Annotated in this window: 18 protein-coding genes; 11 read left to right on the top strand and 7 right to left on the bottom strand. The window is 59.7% G+C overall.

Annotated features, from left to right (window positions below; all coding sequences use genetic code 11):
• The first annotated feature begins 18 nt into the window (after window positions 1-18).
• A complete protein-coding gene (locus PTZ19_RS03305) occupies window positions 19-1,581 on the top strand; it encodes a methyl-accepting chemotaxis protein (protein WP_276352353.1) in 1,563 nt (520 codons plus the stop codon).
• Window positions 1,582-1,607: 26 nt separating this feature from the next.
• The gene (locus PTZ19_RS03300; RefSeq protein ID WP_276352352.1) at window positions 1,608-2,678 is read left to right on the top strand and encodes a protein-glutamate methylesterase/protein-glutamine glutaminase; all 1,071 of its coding nucleotides are present in this window, start codon (window positions 1,608-1,610) and stop codon (window positions 2,676-2,678) included.
• A gap of 64 nt (window positions 2,679-2,742) precedes the next feature.
• Here PTZ19_RS03300 and modB read toward each other — a convergent pair whose 3' ends face one another.
• Window positions 2,743-3,402: a molybdate ABC transporter permease subunit gene (gene modB, locus PTZ19_RS03295; RefSeq protein WP_276352913.1), complete on the bottom strand. Its 660-nt coding sequence runs from the start codon at window positions 3,400-3,402 to the stop codon at window positions 2,743-2,745.
• A gap of 5 nt (window positions 3,403-3,407) precedes the next feature.
• A complete protein-coding gene (modA, locus tag PTZ19_RS03290) occupies window positions 3,408-4,211 on the bottom strand; it encodes a molybdate ABC transporter substrate-binding protein (protein ID WP_422614965.1) in 804 nt (267 codons plus the stop codon).
• 152 nt (window positions 4,212-4,363) lie between these two features.
• Between modA and PTZ19_RS03285 the strand changes: the two genes are divergently transcribed.
• The 7 genes from PTZ19_RS03285 to PTZ19_RS03255 all read left to right on the top strand — a co-directional run bounded on the left by PTZ19_RS03285 (window position 4,364) and on the right by PTZ19_RS03255 (window position 10,098).
• Entirely contained in the window at window positions 4,364-5,311 is a 948-nt protein-coding gene (locus PTZ19_RS03285; protein ID WP_276352351.1) for a helix-turn-helix transcriptional regulator, read from the top strand.
• A gap of 162 nt (window positions 5,312-5,473) precedes the next feature.
• Entirely contained in the window at window positions 5,474-5,674 is a 201-nt protein-coding gene (locus tag PTZ19_RS03280) for a spore coat protein (RefSeq protein WP_276352910.1), read from the top strand.
• Window positions 5,667-6,029, top strand: coding sequence for a spore coat protein (locus PTZ19_RS03275; protein ID WP_276352350.1), 363 nt, complete (start codon window positions 5,667-5,669; stop codon window positions 6,027-6,029). The genes PTZ19_RS03280 and PTZ19_RS03275 overlap by 8 nt, the downstream gene beginning before the upstream one ends.
• 17 nt (window positions 6,030-6,046) lie before the next feature.
• A complete protein-coding gene (locus PTZ19_RS03270; RefSeq protein WP_276352349.1) occupies window positions 6,047-7,183 on the top strand; it encodes a zinc-dependent alcohol dehydrogenase in 1,137 nt (378 codons plus the stop codon).
• On the top strand, window positions 7,180-7,428 hold the full coding sequence (locus PTZ19_RS03265) for a hypothetical protein (RefSeq protein WP_276352348.1): 249 nt from the start codon (window positions 7,180-7,182) through the stop codon (window positions 7,426-7,428). Before PTZ19_RS03270 ends, PTZ19_RS03265 begins: the two co-directional genes overlap by 4 nt.
• Complete coding sequence (locus PTZ19_RS03260; protein ID WP_276352347.1) at window positions 7,425-7,721, top strand: spore coat protein; 297 nt, start codon at window positions 7,425-7,427, stop codon at window positions 7,719-7,721. The genes PTZ19_RS03265 and PTZ19_RS03260 overlap by 4 nt, the downstream gene beginning before the upstream one ends.
• Before the next feature lie 136 nt (window positions 7,722-7,857).
• Complete coding sequence (locus tag PTZ19_RS03255) at window positions 7,858-10,098, top strand: ATP-binding protein (protein ID WP_276352346.1); 2,241 nt, start codon at window positions 7,858-7,860, stop codon at window positions 10,096-10,098.
• Here PTZ19_RS03255 and PTZ19_RS03250 read toward each other — a convergent pair.
• From PTZ19_RS03250 to PTZ19_RS03230, 5 genes are all read right to left on the bottom strand, one after another.
• The gene (locus PTZ19_RS03250) at window positions 10,095-10,958 is read right to left on the bottom strand and encodes a DUF2334 domain-containing protein (RefSeq protein WP_276352345.1); all 864 of its coding nucleotides are present in this window, start codon (window positions 10,956-10,958) and stop codon (window positions 10,095-10,097) included. The genes PTZ19_RS03255 and PTZ19_RS03250 overlap by 4 nt on opposite strands.
• A 68-nt stretch (window positions 10,959-11,026) precedes the next feature.
• Entirely contained in the window at window positions 11,027-12,118 is a 1,092-nt protein-coding gene (locus PTZ19_RS03245) for a Ger(x)C family spore germination protein (RefSeq protein ID WP_276352344.1), read from the bottom strand.
• Window positions 12,111-13,214: a GerAB/ArcD/ProY family transporter gene (locus tag PTZ19_RS03240; RefSeq protein WP_276352343.1), complete on the bottom strand. Its 1,104-nt coding sequence runs from the start codon at window positions 13,212-13,214 to the stop codon at window positions 12,111-12,113. Before PTZ19_RS03240 ends, PTZ19_RS03245 begins: the two co-directional genes overlap by 8 nt.
• Window positions 13,211-14,545, bottom strand: coding sequence for a spore germination protein (locus PTZ19_RS03235; RefSeq protein WP_276352342.1), 1,335 nt, complete (start codon window positions 14,543-14,545; stop codon window positions 13,211-13,213). The genes PTZ19_RS03240 and PTZ19_RS03235 overlap by 4 nt, the downstream gene beginning before the upstream one ends.
• Before the next feature lie 141 nt (window positions 14,546-14,686).
• Entirely contained in the window at window positions 14,687-15,754 is a 1,068-nt protein-coding gene (locus PTZ19_RS03230) for a permease (RefSeq protein WP_339329288.1), read from the bottom strand.
• A 140-nt stretch (window positions 15,755-15,894) separates the two neighbouring features.
• On the opposite strand from PTZ19_RS03230, the gene selD reads away from it, so the two are divergent.
• Window positions 15,895-16,947 carry a selenide, water dikinase SelD gene (gene selD, locus PTZ19_RS03225; protein WP_276352341.1) on the top strand — a complete coding sequence of 351 codons (1,053 nt, stop codon included), beginning with the start codon at window positions 15,895-15,897 and terminating at the stop codon, window positions 16,945-16,947.
• Between the two features lie 34 nt (window positions 16,948-16,981).
• The gene (mnmH, locus tag PTZ19_RS03220; RefSeq protein WP_276352340.1) at window positions 16,982-18,025 is read left to right on the top strand and encodes a tRNA 2-selenouridine(34) synthase MnmH; all 1,044 of its coding nucleotides are present in this window, start codon (window positions 16,982-16,984) and stop codon (window positions 18,023-18,025) included.
• The last annotated feature ends 10 nt before the right edge of the window (window positions 18,026-18,035 follow it).

The raw sequence follows: 18,035 nt of genomic DNA, 5'->3' as shown, positions 1-18,035 counted from the left end.
GGGATGGGAACGATGAACATGACGGTGGCTAAAAAGCTTTACGCGAGTTATTCCGTGATCTTGGTGATGTTAGCCGCTCTGGCGGTCTACAGCGTCATCGGCATGAACCGGGTGGAGAAGCAGACGAACAGCATCGTGACCGACGCGATCCCGCTCTCGCTGGCGGCGTCCGAAATCTTGACCTCTCTCGTGAACGAAGAGACCGGCGTTCGCGGGTACCTCGTATCGGGAGACGAAACCTTCCTGCAGCCCTATACGATGGGGCGAGAAATGGTCAATCAACAGTTGCAAAAAATCCAGCCCCACCTGGCAAGCCATCCGATCATGGCCGGATTGATCGAACAGGCGAAGCCGCAAATCGATCAAATCAACCAGTATTTCGAATCGCAAATCGCCTTGGCGAAGTCCGGGAAGCTGGAGGAAGCGCGTTTGAAGGTCGGGGACGGAAAGACGCTGTTCGACGGTTTCCGGGCAACCCACGACAAAATCAAATCCGACATCGACAAACTCGTGAACGACGCCTGGAACCGAGCCAGGAGCGCGAAGAAAATCGCGACGGACGTCTTGGCCGCGATCACGGTCATCGCGTTAGCCGCCACGATCGTCGTCGCCTACTTGCTGATCCGGAGCATTTCGAATCCGGTCCGCGCCGTCACCGCCGCGCTGGAGCAGGTGGCCGGCGGGGATTTGAGGTCAGACGAGCTCAAAGTCAAAAACAAAGACGAAATCGGCAGCATGGTGCTGGCCTTGAACCGGATGAGGGCCAACCTCCGCGGATTGATCGGCGTCACGACGCAATCCGCCCATAACGTGTCCACGGCGGCCCAGCAAATATCGGCCAGCACGGAGGAGATCGCCGGCAGCAGCACGAGCCAGGCATCCGCCACGCAATCGATGAACCAATTGTTCCGGGAATTGTCGGACGCGATCCGCTCGGTCGCCGCCAACGCGGAGCAAGCCGCGGAACTGTCGGAATCCTCGGTCCAAATCGCCCAAAACGGAGGGAAAGCCGTGCGTTCCTCCATCGAGGGGATGAACGGCGTCAGCGAACAGATGAACCGGCTCGAAACCGATTCCCACAAAATCGGGGAGATCATCGAGGTCATCGACGACATTGCGGAGCAGACGAATTTGCTCGCGTTGAACGCGGCGATCGAGGCGGCCCGCGCCGGCGACCAAGGGCGCGGATTCGCGGTCGTCGCCGACGAAGTCCGCAAATTGGCGGAGAGGAGCGGGGAGGCGACCAAGCAGATCACGTCGATCATCCGCGGCATTCAGGAAAGCACGCGCCAAAGCGTTATTGCCGTCGCGGACGGAGTCGCCTCAACGAGGGAAACGGGGACGGCCTTCGAACGGATCATCGAGCGGGTGAACCAAGCTTCGGCGAAAGTATCCGAAATCGCCGCCGCGAGCGAGGAGCAGTCCGCCCAGGCGGAAGAAGTGCTCCGTTCGGTCGAGCACGTCGCGTCCGCCAGCGAGCAATCGGCCGCCGCCGCGGAGGAGACGGCCGCCACTTCGCAGTCTCTCGCCCAATTGGCGGAACAGCTGAGCGATTCCGTCTCCAACTTCAAAATCCGGTAAGAAGCGGAAAGACGGGAGAGGAGAGTATGGGCCACACCAAAGTGCTTATCGTGGACGATTCCTTGTTCATGCGCAAGCTGATCGCGCGGCTGATCGAAGAAGATCCGCAGCTTCGGGTCGTCGGGGCGGCTCGCAACGGGGAGGAAGCAGTCCGGATGGCGGGCGAGCTGCTGCCGGACGTGATCACGATGGACGTCGAAATGCCGGTGATGAACGGATTGGAGGCGCTCGCCCGCATCATGAAAGAGCGGCCCGTGCCCGTCGTCATGCTGAGTTCGCTCACGCAAGAAGGGGCGAAGGAAACGATCGAGGCTTTGCAGCTCGGCGCGGTCGACTTCATCGCCAAACCGTCCGGTTCGACTTCCGCGGATCTCTATAAAATCAAAGACGAGATGCGCCAAAAGATCAAAGCCGCGGCTGCGGCCCCTTCGTCGGCGCTGCGGCCGATCCGGCGCGAACCGTATGCCGCTCCCCCGCCGCCTCGTATGGCCGTCCTAAACCGGTCCGTGCCGGCATCGGTTCGGCAGCTGATCGCCATCGGCACTTCCACGGGCGGGCCGCGCGCGCTCGATGCCGTGATCGGCGAGCTGCCGGCCGGATTTCCGTATCCGGTGCTCGTCGTCCAGCATATGCCGCCCAAGTTTACCCGATCGCTGGCCGATCGGCTGGACAGCCTGTCCAAGCTTCGCGTCGTGGAGGCGGAAGACGGCCAGCCGCTGCGCGGCGGCACGGTCTATATCGCGCCGGGCGATTTCCATATGACCGTCGCGGAAAACGGAGGAGAGTACCGGATTCAGCTGAATCGGGAACCCCAGCGCAACGGCCATCGTCCCTCGGTGGACGTCCTGTTCGAATCCGTCGCGCGGCTCTCCGGGGTGAAGCGGCATTACGTCTTGATGACGGGGATGGGAGCCGACGGAGCGAAAGGCATGCTCCTGGCCAAAGAGTCCGGTGCCGGCACCACGATCGCGGAGGCCAAAGAATCCTGCGTCGTGTTCGGCATGCCCAAGGCGGCGATCGAGCTCGGCTGCGTCGACCATGTCGTCCCGCTGGCGCAAATCCCCGGCAAACTGCTTGAGTTCACGCAAAAAAGCTAAACGGAACGGAAGGGAACAGCGGACCGTCCAAGCGGGGATTCGATCCCCACGCTCGGATGGTCCGCTATTCTCTTTTTTTAATTCCCGTGAATAGGAGCAGCAGGAAAGAGACGACGATCGTCGATACCGTCCAAGCCCAAGCCAGGGGGGCATGGCCCGTATCGATGGCGAGATAGATCGCGGTCGGCATTGTCTGCGTACGTCCGGGAATGTTCCCGGCCACCATGAGCGTCGCGCCGAATTCGCCGAGACAGCGGGCGAAGCCGAGGACGTAGGCGGAAAGCAGGGAGGGTGCGGCAAGCGGCAGCGCGATGTGCCGGAAAACTTGCCATTCGCTCGCCCCGATCGACCGACCGGCGTCCTCCAAGTCCCGGTCGACGGCATCGAAGCCGGCCTTCATCGTCCGGTAGACAAGCGGAAAGGCGACCACGACCGACGCGACGACCGCTCCCTGCCAGGTGAAGACGAGCGGGAATCCGACCGCTTCCAGCAGCCTTCCCAGCCCGTTTTTCCGTCCGAGGACCGTAAGGAGCAGAAAACCGACTGCCGTAGGAGGCAGGACGAGCGGCAGCATGAACGCCGTTTCAACAAACGTCTTCCCCCGGAACGATCTCCGGGACATCCGCCATGCCGCGACGATTCCGAGCGCTAAAACCAGAAGACTGGATACGAAGGAAATTTGCAGCGATAACCGAACCGGCGTCCAGAACGTCTCCCCATCCATGCGCGTCACCGCAAGCCGGGCTTCGCGAACCCGTAGCGGGCGAACACGCCGAAGGCTTCGTCGGAGCGGAGGTAGTCGTAAAAGTCTTCCGCTTCCTCGGGATGCTTCGTCGATTTCACGATGCCCGCCGGATACTCGATCGGGGAGTAGGTGCCCGGATCGACGGAAAAGGCGATTTTGACTTTAGAGGAGGCGAGTGCGTCGGTTTTGTAGACGAACCCGGCGTCGGCGTTTTCCGTTTCCACGTATTGGAGAACCTGCCGAACGTCTTTTCCTTGCACGGTTTTGGCTTGAAGCGAATCCCACAGTTTGGCGTTTTCGAGCGCCTCTTTGGCGTAGCTGCCGGCCGGCACGCTCCCCGGAATGCCGATCGCCACATGCCGTACGCCATCTTTCGTCAGATCCGCCAACCCGCTGATCGGGACTTGCCCGCCCGCGGGCACCACGACGACGAGCTCGCCCGCGAGCATCGCAGCGTGCCGCTCCGGATCGATCAGCTGTTTTTCGACAAGCGCGTTCATGTTTTTGGGGGATGCGGAAAGGAACAAATCGGCGGGGGCTCCTTGCTCGATCTGTTGCTGCAGGGCGCCGGACGAGCCGAAATTGAAATCCAGTTTCACGGAAGGGTGCCCGGATTCATACGCTTTTCCGATTTCCTCCAGGGCATCGGTCAAGCTGGCCGCAGCGGATACGGTCAATTCCACGTTTTCGCCCGAAGGCTGAGTCTTGGAATCGGCGTTGCATCCTGCCATCCCAATCGCCGCCAAAATCGCCAGACTCGCCGCGCAAATGCTCAACCGACGTCTCATGATCTCCACTCCACCATTATGTTTCGTTATATGTAGATATAATTGGATATATTATATGGTTCAGAGGATGTTCTTGTAAACGCCTATCCGTCTGGCACATGCCGGACTATGATAGAATAGAGACGCATCCATCCTGGAACAGGGGAATCGCCATGGAACCGGATATTTCCTATACGACGGAAGAAGTCGCCAAACTTCTCAAAATATCGAAGCTCACGGTCTACGATCTGATCAAAAAAGGGGAACTGCCCTCCTATCGGGTAGGGAAACAAATGCGGGTCGACGCATCCGACCTGGAAGCGTACAAACGGCGGGCCAAAGGGATCGCCGCGAATGAGGCTGCCTTCCCGGCCGCTCCCGTTTCCCGAGTCGTTCCGCATCCTCCGGGCCCGGTCTCGGGGAGCAGCCCGATCGTCATCACCGGCCAAGACGTCAGCTTGGACATTCTCGCCTCGCATATCGAGAAGCGCGTGGACGGCGTGCGTCCGCTCCGTGCTTATGCAGGCAGCCTAGACAGCCTCATGGCCATGTACCGCGGCGAAGCCGACCTCGTCAGCACGCATCTGCTCGACGGGGACACCGGGGAGTACAATTTGCCTTATATCCGGGCCATTCTCGTCGGGTTTCCGTATCTCGTCGTGAACCTGCTTTCCCGGCGGGCCGGGTTCTACGTTCCGCGCGGCAATCCGCGCAAGCTCGCCGCTTGGGAGGATCTGAGGCAGCCCGGCCTGCGGATCGTGAACCGCGAGAAAGGCTCGGGGGCCAGGGTGCTGCTGGATGAGCAGCTGCGTTTGCACGGGATTCGGCCGGATCGTCTCCTGGGGTACGATACGGAAGAAACGAATCACCTCGGGATCGCCGCCAAAGTCGCTTCCGGCGAAGCGGATGTCGGCGTCGGGATCGAGAAGGCCGCCTCCATCGTCGGAAACGTCGATTTCATCCCGTTAATCCAAGAACGTTACGATTTGGTGCTGTTAAAAAACCGCAGTTGGACGGACTCCGTGCTGCGCATCCTGAATTCGGAAGCGTTCCGCAGCGAACTGGGCGCGATCTCCGGCTACGACTTAACGATTACGGGCCGAATTTTGCTTGAAACGTAGTTCGGCAGTTCGCCGCCCATCGTTGACGCCGGCCGTCTCCCTTAGGGGAGGCGGCTTTTGCGTTGCATAATCCCATAACGGAAGGAAAACCTAAACCTGGTTTCGAACTCCCCGGGGGTGAAACGATTGGAAACAGCAACGTACCTGGCGCCGCACGAAACGATGGAAATCCACGAAATGCTCAATTTCAAGACGCTTTGCCTCGCCCAATCGAAGATGATGCAGGGCCTCGTTTTCGATCGGGACCTCAAGAAACTGTTGCAGAAAGACGTGGACATGACGATTCGGCACGTCCGGCAGCTGCAAGGCCTGTACGAGAAAATCCGGCTGAGCGAAGACGGGGGGGCGCACGCGGGTGAATAACGATTATCTGGACCCGATCAACTCCGTCGGCATGGCCGATCTGGCGGATTGCACTTTCGCCGTGGAGTTTCTGATGCGCGCCAAGAACGGCGTGCGGAATTGCGCGTTCGCGATCGGGGAGACGGCGTCGCCGGAGGCCAGGCAAATCCTGAAAGGACAGCTGCAGGAAGCCTTGGATCTGCATGACGAGATTTCCCGCCTGATGATCGACAAGCACTGGCTGCACCCCTATCAAGTCGGGGAGCAGTTCCGGATGGACTTGAAGGCTGCCGACACGACGGTCAAAATCGCGAATCTCGATTTGTTCCCGGATGATACCGCCCGGCTCGGCATGTTCGCGACGCCGGACCGATAGAGCGGAGGAGAATGCCCATGAAAGCCGTAACGTACCAAGGCATCAAGAACGTCCAAGTCCAAGAAGTCGCGGATCCGCGAATCGAGAAGAAGGACGACATCATCGTGCGGATCACCAGTTCGGCCATCTGCGGCTCCGACCTGCACCTGATTCACGGCATGATCCCGAACTTGCCCCAGAACTACATCATCGGCCATGAGCCGGTCGGCATCGTGGAAGAAGCGGGGCCGGAAGTGACGCGCCTCAAGAAAGGCGACAAGGTGATCATTCCGTTCAACGTCAGCTGCGGCCAATGTTGGTATTGCCGGAACCGCCTGGAGAGCCAATGCGACAACTCCAATCCGCACGGCGACATGGGCGGCTTTTTCGGCTATTCCGAGACGACGGGCGGCTATCCGGGCGGGCAGGCGGAATACATGCGCGTTCCGTACGCCAATTTCACGCCGTTCAAAGTGCCGGAGAGCAACGAAGTGCCGGACGAGAAGTTATCGGTCATCGCCGATGCCATGACCACCGCTTACTGGAGCGTGGACAACGCCGGGGTCAAGGAAGGCGACACGGTCATCGTGCTCGGGTGCGGGCCGGTCGGCTTGTTCGCCCAGAAGTTCTGTTGGCTGAAAGGCGCCAAACGGGTCATCGCCGTCGATTTCATCGCGTACCGGCTGGAGCGGGCCCGCAAACGGAACAACGTGGAAACCGTCAACTTCGAGAAGGAAGAGAACATCGGCAACCATCTGAAGGAGATGACCCGAGGCGGCGCCGACGTGGTGATCGACGCGGTCGGCATGGACGGCAAAATGACCCCGCTCGAGTTCCTCGCGTCCGGCATGAAGCTGCAGGGAGGCGCCATGGGCGCGATCGTCATCGCCTCGCAGGCCGTGCGCAAGGGCGGAACGATTCAAATCACCGGCGTGTACGGCGGCAGATATAACGCCTTTCCGCTCGGGGATTTGTTCCAGCGCAACGTCAATATCCGGACGGGACAGGCGCCGGTCATCCATTACATGCCGCAGATGTACGACATGGTGGCTTCCGGCAAGATCGACCCGATGGACGTGGTGACGCACGTGATTCCGCTATCGGACGCCAAGCGCGGGTACGAAATATTCGACGACAAGCTGGACGAATGCGTAAAGGTGGTGCTGAAGCCATGACGGGGGGAGGGAGCCTCGGTTCCGTGATGCCGAACCGGTTCGGCGTGCATGAAACGCTCGATCTGCATGAAATCGCGGCTTTCAAGACGCTGTGCCTGACGAAAGCCAAAACGATGCGGATGCTGGTCAGCGATCCCGAGTTAAAGGCGTTGATGGAGCTTGAAGTGCAGCGGACCGAAAGCCATCTACGGGAACTGGACGGAATATTGGCGCAAGCCGTCGAACCGCCGGAGGTGAGAACATGATCCCCGTAATCGAAAAGCTGATGGGGCTGGACGTCCTGACCGACCAGGTGATCGGATGGGACTTGCTGACCTCGTCCAAATCCGGCATCCATATGCTCGCCGTCGCCGCGACGGAAGCGGCGACGCCGGAGCTGAAAGCCGCGATCCGGAAGCAACTGTTCGAAGCGATCGATACGCACGAACAACTGACGAGGTGGATGGCCGACAAAGGGTTTTATCGCCCCTATGACGTGCCGGAGCAAATTCGGCAGGACCGGGCGAATCTGCAGACGGCGCTGAACCTTCCTTCTTGACGTCGTTCCGATGAACCGCTGCTGGCCGCGCCGCGCGCGGCCTTTTTCCATGGAACGGAATTTCGTTTCAATCCGCGCTTCCGCCGGGTATATAATGGGGTAGAAAGAGTCGGATGAAGGAGAGCTGCCCGAGGCCATGGCTGGAGAGCGAAAACGTTATCTGTCCCGATCGTTGTACGCCTATTCCACCTTTGGGGCTGCTTTGGCAGGTCCGGACGGCGAAATCGAGGAAGCCAACGAAGCGTTGTGCGCCATGCTCGGACAAGAGAACATTATCCGTACAAACTTCATGGATTGGCTGGCCCCTCAGGATCGTCTCCCCAGCTTCGCGCATCTTGCGGCGGCTGCCGCGTCGTCCCCGCAGGCGCTACGGCTGGTACGAACGGACGGCGAAGAGCGTTGGGTGTCCTTGCGGGCCGTTGCCCTTGAAGCGGAACCGCCCGGGCGATGGCTGATGGAAGCGGCCGATATTTCAAGGCACCGGACGGAGCAGCAGGAGACCCTGATCTTGGAGGCTCAGCGGATCGCGAGAATCGGCAGTTGGGAATGGGACCTCGCGAAAGACGTCGTGACGTTCTCGGAACAAATGGATTCCGTGTGCGACATCGATCGCTCGGAATGGGGCGTTCGTCCGCCCAAGCTGACGGATTTGGCGCAGCCGGAAGTTCGGCCTGCCTTCGAACAGGCGATTTCCCATGCCTGGCGGGAGAGAAGGCTGGATTTCGAATTCCGCCGGCAACAAGCCGACGGTTCGGTCCAATACCTGCATGCACGGGGGGTGGTTAACTGCTCCGCCGACGGACGTCCGCTGAAGATGTACGGAACGATCCAGGATATTTCCGACCGCAAGCATGTCGAACTGAAGCTTCAGGAAACCGTCGAAAGGTATACCTCGCTCAAAAAGTACAATCATGACGCGATCTTCTCGATCGATCTGTCGGGAAACATCATCCATGCCAACACGATGGCCGAAAAGCTGACCGGATATTCGATTCCGGAGTTGGCCGGCCAGCCGTTCACCCGTTATTTGGCCCACGGGGATATCCGGGCGATTCTTGCGGAACTGAGGAGGGACGTGAACGCGGAGAACGGGATCGACCAGATCGTGCATAAAGACGGGCAAGTCGCGGAAGTGCTGACGACCATCGCGCCGATCGTCATCCACGAGCAGCTGGTCGGCTACTACATTATCGCCAAAGACATCACGGAGCAGAAGAAATTGATCATCGCCAAGGAAGCCGCGGAGACGACCAACCGGGCCAAAAGCGAATTCCTGGCCATGATGAGCCACGAGATCCGCACGCCGATGAACGGCGTGATCGGCATGACCGACCTGCTGCTCGAGACGACGAACCTGGACGCCCAGCAGAAGGAATATTTGGATATCATCAAAAAGAGCGGAGAGACGCTGCTGGCGATCATCAACGACATCCTGGACTTTTCGAAAATCGACTCCGGAACGACGGTGCTGTCCGAAGAGCTGTTCGAATTGCGGAACAGCATTTTCGAGACGGTGGACATCCTCTCGCCGAAGGCGCAAGCGAAAAAGCTCGACATGTCGTTCTCCATCGGTCCCGACGTGCCGCAATTGCTGTACGGCGACGTCACCCGCCTGAAACAAGTGCTGTTTAACTTGGTCGGCAACGCGATCAAATTCACCTCGAAAGGCGGCGTATCGATCACGGTCCGGCAGCTGGCCCGCCACGAAGGGCATGTCATGCTGAAGTTCACGGTCAGCGACACCGGGATCGGCATTCCGCCGGAAAAGTCCGATCAGCTGTTTCAGCCTTTTTTTCAATTGGATAATTTCATGACGCGCCGGTCGGAAGGGACCGGCCTAGGCCTTGCGATCAGCAAACGGCTGGTCGAGCTGATGGGCGGGGAAATTTGGGTCGAGCCGACCCATGGGCCGGGTTCTACCTTCGCGTTCACGATCGTGATGGGGGAGGAGAAGAAACCGGAGCTTGATTTGGACCCGTCCGATTCCGGCCTGGAAGGCCAGGCCAAGGTAACGCCTTTGCGCGTTCTGGTCGCGGAGGACAACGGCATCAACCAGTTCGTGCTCACCCGGATGCTGGAAAGCCAGGGGCATCGGGTGCGGGTCGCGGAAAGCGGGGGAGAAGCGGTTGAGGCCGCCTTGACCGGGCAGTACGACCTGATTTTCATGGATATCCAGCTGCCCGGGATGAACGGCCTGGAGGCAGCCGACTGGATCAAGAAGAGCTTGTCGGGCGACGAGTGCCCGATCATCGTGGCCGTGACGGCCAACGCATTGAAGGGCGACCGGGAACGGTATCTCAAAGCCGGCATGGACGATTATCTCAGCAAGCCGTTAACCCGTCAGGCGGTGCTGGACATGATCCGCAAATTTTTCTAACGGGTCAGCTCGCGGATCGAAACGAAACGGCGGCCCAAACGTCCGAACCCGCCGGTAAGCCGATGAAGGGGAGAGTTCGCGCCGTAACGCCATCTCCCCCCGGAATCCCGGCGGATATAAGGGAATTCGAGAAAGGGATGGTAGAAGAACGAAGCCAGTTCTTCCTCGCCGTATTCGGAAGCTGCGTGTAGGATGCGATCGACATCCCGGTCGACGGAGGATCCCCCGACGTAACCGAGCGGGGTCGGGACATAGGCCGTCCATCCCCGGGCGGACAAGGAAGGGCGGAGCGTGACCCGCCGACTTTCCGGAAAGTCCGGGTTCGTCTCATGGATGACGCCGCTGCAAGCGTCCAGAATCCTTCGCTGCACCTCCGAGGCAACGTAGTGCGGAGACTCGAACCATTCGGCACGCAGTCCGGCCGCGCGGAACGCGGTCAGCGCCGAATGGAACCTTCCGAACGCGTAGGATTGCCGGAACGCCGCGGGATCCGCGAGCGCGGAGGGCGGATCGTCCGGCGGGCAGTCTTGCCGGCAGGACGCGTCCGCGAATTCGTTGCCTTCGCCGCTGACGGAATGGCCGTATTGATGGGTATAGCCGTGCATCCCCAGAGAGGCGCCGCAGCGGACCAACCCGTGCAGCAGGTGCACGAAACGCGCCGCTTCGGGATCCGCCAGATCGGCGATCGACCGGTCGTATCTCCGCCCGGGATCGACGAAACGGGGGATGACGGCGGCTTGGAACGGGATGCCGCTTGTCTTGAGCCGGCTTGCGACAACCAGAAGCTTCGCCCCATTCTCCGCGGATTCGTAGTAACCTCCGGGGCCGATGTCCTCCAGCCGGAGCAACGCTTTCCCCATCATCCATTCCCCCGATGTTCCTTCGAATCGTTCCTCCTCTCATCCATATGGTCCATTGACGGTTTCCATCACTTGATCACGCCGGTTCCTTTGAAGCGGACCTGTACATGCATAGAGAACCGGACCTCGGGATAAATCTCCTGCCACTTCCCGTATTCCGCGTCGCCTTGGTGCCTAGTCGCCCGGTAATGCAAGCCCAGCCCGATCGGATCGACCCCGTTTTGCTGGAACTTGCGCAACAAGGCCAGCATCTGGTCCTTCATTTCGGCGGCCACAAGGCGCTCCAGTTGGGTCCAGGAAAGGTCGAACAACGGCCTTTGCGCGTCTTCGGACTCCACTTCGGCGGAGACGCGGAAACGGACTTCGGGCGTGCCGCCGGCAGGCGTCAAAATCTTGTAACTTACCTTCAACCGGGTGCCGGTAAAGGTGACCCATTTGTTTTGCACTTGGGCTTTCATGGCAAAACGCGGGTAACTGCGGGCCAGTTGGTTGAAAATGCTCGTTTCGTCCGGCGAAAGTTCCAGTTTTTTCTTCGTGCCTTTGAGGATGACGACGTTTTCGATAATGAACGTTTCCGGCTCCGATTTGATGACCGGAAGGAACGGATCCTTGCCTTTATACTTCCACATACGGTAATAGTCGAATAAATGGACGGGCACCAGATAAGGGGATTCCGTTCCTTCCTTGGAGAACGGCAGGATCAACCCGTTGCCGGGCAGCCGTTCCGACAGCGGTTTCGTTTTGATGACCGCTTCCGCGTCGGGCACTCCGATGCCCATATACGAGATCATCTGGATGTCCCGGCGGCGGAAAAACCAGTCGAGCGAGTGTCCGAGTTCGTGGTCGTCCGAGAACGCCTTGCCGATGACGATCAGTTGGGCATGGCCGAAATCGAACTCTTTGTCGACCTTGGACTTCGCTAAGCGGACGGCTTCCGCGATCGTTTCGGCTTCCTGGGTAATGACCTGGAATTTCGCTTCCCCGGGCTCGGTTTTGGGCGACGGGATCGCGAGCTTCAAAGATACTTTGTATGGAGCGGTCTTGCCTTCGTCGATGCCGACGGCGATGACGAAGAACCGTTTGTCGAGGTCCTTGAAGCCGCAGCCGGCGAATGCCAATGCCATTCCGAGAATCGCGAGCGTTTTGGCGGCTCTATGCATGGCGTTTCTGCCTCCTTCGAAGCAGCGCGAACCATACGACGGAGATCACGAGCAGCGCTTCCGTCGCCAACCGGATATATTGCCACCCGATCACGAAATCGAGCATGCCTTTGTCGCTGGTTCGAAAACCGGAGACCAGGGTAATGACCGAGATCGCAAGACTCGCCAGGACCTGTACGGGAATTTTGCGGGATTTCACGGTGATCGTCGTTTTCCCGATCGCGTCCGTAACGAAGTTGACATAGATGTTCCAACACGTCGTAATGTACAGGAGCGAGAACCCGATATAGATGAACAAAAACAGAAAGACGACGCGTTGAATGAAGCCGAATTGCATGCGGAGCGTATCGGCGGTCGAGATCCAGGTATACAAGTATTCGCCTACGCTGTCCACGCCAAGCAAGCCAACGGGAGAGAGGAAGGAAGACAACATGACCAGCAAACCGGTTAAAGGAATCAGCCACAGATGCTTGATTTTCAATTTCTTGAAGATCCGGTTATACAATACGAGCTTGAGATACCCCGTAAAAGGATAAGTAGCGGCCGCGAAGGCGATCAAGTTCGGGGGTTTGAGCGCGTAATCGCTGAGGACCTGGATCGAATCCCAATCGATATCCCGGCTGGTGACCGATTTGTACATGATATAGAAAATGAACGGGAAATTGACGAGCAACACGATTTCGTTGATGTTCAGAATGGCCGATGGGCGGAAACACGCCGCGAAGCAGCCTAGGCCGCAATAACAGAGCAGCATGACCGCGGGATTCGTCTCCGGGCTGAGGAACCGCAAGGTGACCATCGAGAACGCAATGAGAATCAAGGAACCGGCAATGGCAAACATCCCTCCCAGAAAGAGAAGGGAGGGAACGCGAATCCAATCGGGAACGTAGCGCTTGAGGATTTCCGGAAGTCCTTCTCCGGGAAACTGGTTCATGGACAGCACGAATATAATCGCGCAGACGCTGCCGTAAACGATGCCCAAAGCAACCGACATGATGCTGCCGTTGAACCGTTCGTTCATGAGCAGCCGCGGGACGAAAAAGATCGTATTGATCAAAAGGCTCAGCCAGAACAAGTAGTAAAAGTAACGGCTCAATACGGATCCCCCTCCTTATAGCCGGAAACGGCAGGTTCCCCGATAAACATGCGGAAATAGGGCACGCCGAAGCTCTTGAGGCTGCAGGCGTACAAGGTAACCGCGAACATGCCGCACACCACGCCGGTCAAGCCGAACATGATCGCGAGCACGATCAGCGGATACTTGGCGATCCGCAAGGCGAAGCTCATGGCGGTGATGGGGATCAGGAAATTGCTGATGGCGACCGCGGACGTCACGATGATCATGACGCTGCTGACCAGTCCCGCTTGCTGCGCGGCTTGTCCCAGAATCAAACCGCCGACGGTCGTGGCCGTGGAACCGATGTAGCGGGGCAGCCTCAGACTGGCTTCGAGCAGGGCTTCGATCAGGAACAGCATGATGAACACCTCGACGAACGACGGATAAGGCACGGCGGCCCGGCTGCCCGCAAGCGAGAGCGCGAACTGCACGCGGAAGATTTCCGGATTGTAGGAGACGACGGCGACGTACAGGGCGGGCAGCGTCATCGTCACGAAGATGCCGAGATAACGAAGCATGACCAGCGAGCGGGTGACGACGAACGATTGGTACACGTCGTCCATGGCCGAGACGAAATCGAAGAACACCGCCGGCGCGATGAGGACGAAGGGGGTCCCGTCCAGCACGATCAGGAATTTGCCCTGCGCCAGGTTGAATATCGCGCGGTCCGGCCGTTCCGATATGGTCATGATCGGGATCCAGCGGTATTTCGTTCCGGTGATCAAAGCTTCCACCTGCCCGGCGGAAGCGACCACGTCCGCATCGATGCGCTGCAATTTCCCGCGGATATCGTCAATGACCTGCGGAACGGCCTTGCTCCGGTCATAGACCAGATAGGATTGGGTTTGGGAAACTTTGCCCAGCTTGAAGGACTCCGCGACCAGATCGGCGCTGGGATACCGTCGGCGGAGGATCATCAGGTTGGTGTCGATATCTTCGGACAAGGCGGACTGGGGACCTTGCAGCGTGGTCTCGATGACGGCTTCCCCGATCTTGTCGTTGCCCGGCTTCGGCGCCCTAAGCTTAAATCGCTTGCCGTTCAGCACGATCACGACGAATCCTTCCAGCAAAGATTCCGTCGGGTCGGCGTCTTCTTCCATCGACTTGCAGAACAAGGCGGATGACAACACGGTCTCGAACGCTTCGGGGGTATCCGTCAGCAGGAACGGATGGGCGATTTCCTTCTGGATGATATCCGGTTTGCAGAGCGTGGTGAAATAAAGCAGTTCGATTTTGAACCTGCCGTTGTCGAGCGTTTCTTTCCGGAAATCGTGGGAACGTTGAAGGTACTCGACGGCTTTCTGATCCATGATGTTCGACCTCGAAGAGTGCGGTTTTCTTTTAACGTTCGCCAACGCTGGAGAATTTATGCAATCCAAAGGAAGAAGGGTTGCCCCGGCGGCATGTGCTGCCGGGACAACCCTTCTGCGGGAAGATACGATTACGGGGATTTACAAGAAGGCCATGCCGACCAGGCCGCAGACGACGCCGGCCGCCGCTACCCAAACGAGCAGAGACCATAGGATTTTGCGCGGGAATGCGCCTGCCGCGATCAACACCGAAGGCAGGCTGATGGCCGGCAGCGTCAGCAGGAGCGCGGCCGCGGGACCGGTCCCCGTGCCTGCGGCCAGGAAGGACTGGATGATCGGGATTTCCGCGGCCGTCGGAATGACGAACAGCGTGCCGAAGACGGCGAACAACAGCAGCAGCCCGATCTCGGAACCTTCCATGGACGGGAACATCCACCATTTGAGCGCGCCGAGCAGGAGCACCGCTGCCAAGTAAGCGGGGACGACCTGCAGCAGCATGAGCCCCAGGCTTTTCCCCCACCGCAGCCAGAAGGACCGCGGTTCCTCCATGGCGGCGCGGGATTCCGGAGCGGCTTCCGGCAGGGCGGCTTCCTTGCCCCTCATGATCCGGCTCGTCCCATAACCGGCGCCGAACGTCAGCAAGGCACCGAAAACGAGCCGAAGGACGGCGAATTTCCAGGACAATACGAACCCCATGAAAACGAGCGTGGCCGGGTTCAGCAGCGGATTGCCCAGCCAGAACGCCACGGCCGAGCCGGCGGATACGTTCCGGCGGCGCAGTCCCGCGGCGAGCGGGGCGGCGCAGCACGTGCACATCATGCCGGGAATGGCCGCGATTCCTCCCCAGAACGTGCTTTTGAAGCCGTTGCTCCCCAGCTTCCGCTGCAGCCAGCGCGCCGGGATCAACACCTGCACCAGCGAACCGAGCAGAATGCCGAGAACGGCCGCTTTCCACACGGATTTGAAGTAGGCTTCCGCGTATTCGAGCGCGCCGCTCCAGCTCGGGGCCGCCTCGCGGTTCGCCGGATCGCCGAGGATGGATTTTCCGATCGAATGCGTATCCGCGGCGGTTAACGCTTTATGATAATAAGGCCACCATTTGACGTACAGAAGACCGGCGGCCGCGATCAAGACGAAGATCGCCGCCATCGCCGCGATTTTCGCGCCGCCGCGATTCCCCGGATGCAAGTCCAGACTGGCTTGAGACATAACGGACAACCTCCTTTAACGCATAAATAGGCACAAAGAGCATTATAGCACACCCGATCGCGGGCGAGCCGGAAAGTTTGCCTGAATTCCGCGGGATCGTGTACGATGGAGAGAGTAGAAGCAAAGGGGATGCAGAATCGATGGAATCGTGGGAGAACGTGAGATTGACTTCCTTATCCAGCAAAGGCGGCTGCGGCTGCAAAATCGGACCCGCGGACCTGATGCAGGTCATTCGCGAGTTGCCGCCTTCCGTCCCGGATCCGAATTTGCTGGTCGGACTGGAGACGAGCGACGACGCGGGAGTCTATAAGCTGTCGGACGAGACGGCGCTCGTGCAGACGGTCGATTTCTTCACGCCGATCGTGGACGATCCGTACTCGTTCGGACAGATCGCCGCGGCGAACGCGATCAGCGACATTTACGCGATGGGCGGCAGACCGTTAACGGTATTGAACATCGTGGCGTTTCCGATTTCGGCGCTGGACAAGCGGATCCTGGCGGAAATTTTGCGGGGAGCGTCCGATAAGGTGCGGGAAGCCGGCGCCGTATTGGTCGGCGGTCATTCCATCGACGATAAGGAGCCGAAGTTCGGGCTCGCCGTCACCGGCCTTGTCCACCCGGACAAAGTCCGGACGAACGCGGGCGCGCGGCCGGGCGACCGCCTGATCCTGACCAAGCCGATCGGGGTCGGGATTCTCACGACGTCGCTCAAGAACGGACAGTTGGATTCGGAGGAAATCAGCCGGGTGACGGGCGTCATGTCGACGCTGAACAAATCGGCCGCCGAGACGATGGAGCCTTACGACGTCCATGCCTGCACGGACGTGACCGGGTTCGGCCTGATCGGCCACGCGCTGGAAATGGCCAAAGGCAGCGGCGCGGGCATCCGCCTGCACGCGGGCCGCGTGCCCGTGCTTCCGCGCGTGCGGGAGCTGGCCGAGAAGGGCTTCGTGCCGGGCGGCACCAAGAACAACTTCCGGCACGTATCGGACAGCGTCGATTTTCCCGAATCGTTGGACGAAATCGGCCGGTATATTTTATGCGACGCCGTGACGTCCGGCGGGCTGCTCATCTCGGCGCAGCCCGAGCAGGCGGCGGAGCTGCTGGAGAAGCTGCGGGCAGCCGGCGTGGACGCGCACATGATCGGCGAAGTCACGGCGGACCATCCGGGACGGATCGCGGTTCTTGACTGACGGAAGCCCAAGCAAGGGAGCCAAGGAGACGGTTATGTTTCAAGATATCGGCATCGAAGAGTTGGCGGACAAGCGCCGCCAAGGAGACATCGCGCTGATCGACGTGCGTTCGCCGTCCGAGTACCGGGAATCCACGATTCCGGGCAGCGTCAATATTCCGCTGTTCGACGACGGGGAACGCGCGGAAATCGGCACCCTTTACACGCAAGTCGGCATCCCGGCCGCGAAAGAAAGAGGCCTGGAGATCGTATCGGCCAAGCTGCCGGCGTTCATCCGCCGCTTCGCGGAAATCCCGGGGCGCAAAGCCGTGTTCTGCTGGCGGGGCGGCATGCGGAGCAAGACGTCCGCCACCGTCCTTTCCTTGATGGATATCCACGTATACCGCCTGAGCGGCGGTTATCGGGCTTACCGCAAGTGGGTCGTGGAAACGCTGGAATCCTATGAAATCCGGCAGCCGCTGTACGTCCTTCACGGCAATACGGGCACCGGGAAAACCGAAGTGCTCCAAGCTTTGAAGCGGAAAGGCTATCCGGTGATCGACCTGGAGGATTTGGCGGGACACCGCGGGTCCATCTTCGGCCACATCGGCCGGAAGAGCCGCAATCAGAAAACGTTCGATTCGCTGCTCCTGGACGAATTGATCCGGTACGAGCGTTCCCCTTACTTGATCATCGAGGCGGAAAGCAGCCGGATCGGCAAAGTCGTAATGCCGGAGTTTCTGTTCCGCAAGAAAGAGACCGGCCGGCATCTCTGGCTGGAAATGCCGACCGAAGATCGGGTCCGGAACATCCTGAACGATTACCGGCCATCGGAATACCCGCAGGAATGCCTGGCCGCTTTCCGCAGGATCAAGCAGCGCATCCACACGCCGATCGCGGCCGAAATCGAGGGATGCTTGCTGACGGAGCGATACGATAAAGCGGTCGCCATGCTGCTGGAGTATTATTACGATCCGAAATATGCCCATTCTTCGGAAGGGCAAGAGCCGGACCCCGGGTCCGTCATCCGTGCCCGCGGCGCCGAAGAAGCGGAGGAGCAGCTGGTCCGGCTGCTGCCGGATCCCGGCGCAGCGGACTGAAAGCGGGGCC

Source organism: Cohnella caldifontis, assembly GCF_029360585.1.
Taxonomy (GTDB): domain Bacteria; phylum Bacillota; class Bacilli; order Paenibacillales; family Paenibacillaceae; genus Cohnella; species Cohnella caldifontis.
This window is presented reverse-complemented; position numbering and strand designations above follow the sequence as displayed.

Coding starts and splice junctions, on each gene's coding strand:
- PTZ19_RS03305 (WP_276352353.1), top strand. CDS start 19: ATGACGGTGGCTAAAAAGCTTTACGCGAGTTATTCCGTGATCTTGGTG.
- PTZ19_RS03300 (WP_276352352.1), top strand. CDS start 1,608: ATGGGCCACACCAAAGTGCTTATCGTGGACGATTCCTTGTTCATGCGC.
- modB (WP_276352913.1), bottom strand. CDS start 3,402: ATGGATGGGGAGACGTTCTGGACGCCGGTTCGGTTATCGCTGCAAATT.
- modA (WP_422614965.1), bottom strand. CDS start 4,211: ATGAGACGTCGGTTGAGCATTTGCGCGGCGAGTCTGGCGATTTTGGCG.
- PTZ19_RS03285 (WP_276352351.1), top strand. CDS start 4,364: ATGGAACCGGATATTTCCTATACGACGGAAGAAGTCGCCAAACTTCTC.
- PTZ19_RS03280 (WP_276352910.1), top strand. CDS start 5,474: ATGGAAATCCACGAAATGCTCAATTTCAAGACGCTTTGCCTCGCCCAA.
- PTZ19_RS03270 (WP_276352349.1), top strand. CDS start 6,047: ATGAAAGCCGTAACGTACCAAGGCATCAAGAACGTCCAAGTCCAAGAA.
- PTZ19_RS03265 (WP_276352348.1), top strand. CDS start 7,180: ATGACGGGGGGAGGGAGCCTCGGTTCCGTGATGCCGAACCGGTTCGGC.
- PTZ19_RS03260 (WP_276352347.1), top strand. CDS start 7,425: ATGATCCCCGTAATCGAAAAGCTGATGGGGCTGGACGTCCTGACCGAC.
- PTZ19_RS03255 (WP_276352346.1), top strand. CDS start 7,858: ATGGCTGGAGAGCGAAAACGTTATCTGTCCCGATCGTTGTACGCCTAT.
- PTZ19_RS03250 (WP_276352345.1), bottom strand. CDS start 10,958: ATGGGGAAAGCGTTGCTCCGGCTGGAGGACATCGGCCCCGGAGGTTAC.
- PTZ19_RS03245 (WP_276352344.1), bottom strand. CDS start 12,118: ATGCATAGAGCCGCCAAAACGCTCGCGATTCTCGGAATGGCATTGGCA.
- PTZ19_RS03235 (WP_276352342.1), bottom strand. CDS start 14,545: ATGGATCAGAAAGCCGTCGAGTACCTTCAACGTTCCCACGATTTCCGG.
- PTZ19_RS03230 (WP_339329288.1), bottom strand. CDS start 15,754: ATGTCTCAAGCCAGTCTGGACTTGCATCCGGGGAATCGCGGCGGCGCG.
- selD (WP_276352341.1), top strand. CDS start 15,895: ATGGAATCGTGGGAGAACGTGAGATTGACTTCCTTATCCAGCAAAGGC.
- mnmH (WP_276352340.1), top strand. CDS start 16,982: ATGTTTCAAGATATCGGCATCGAAGAGTTGGCGGACAAGCGCCGCCAA.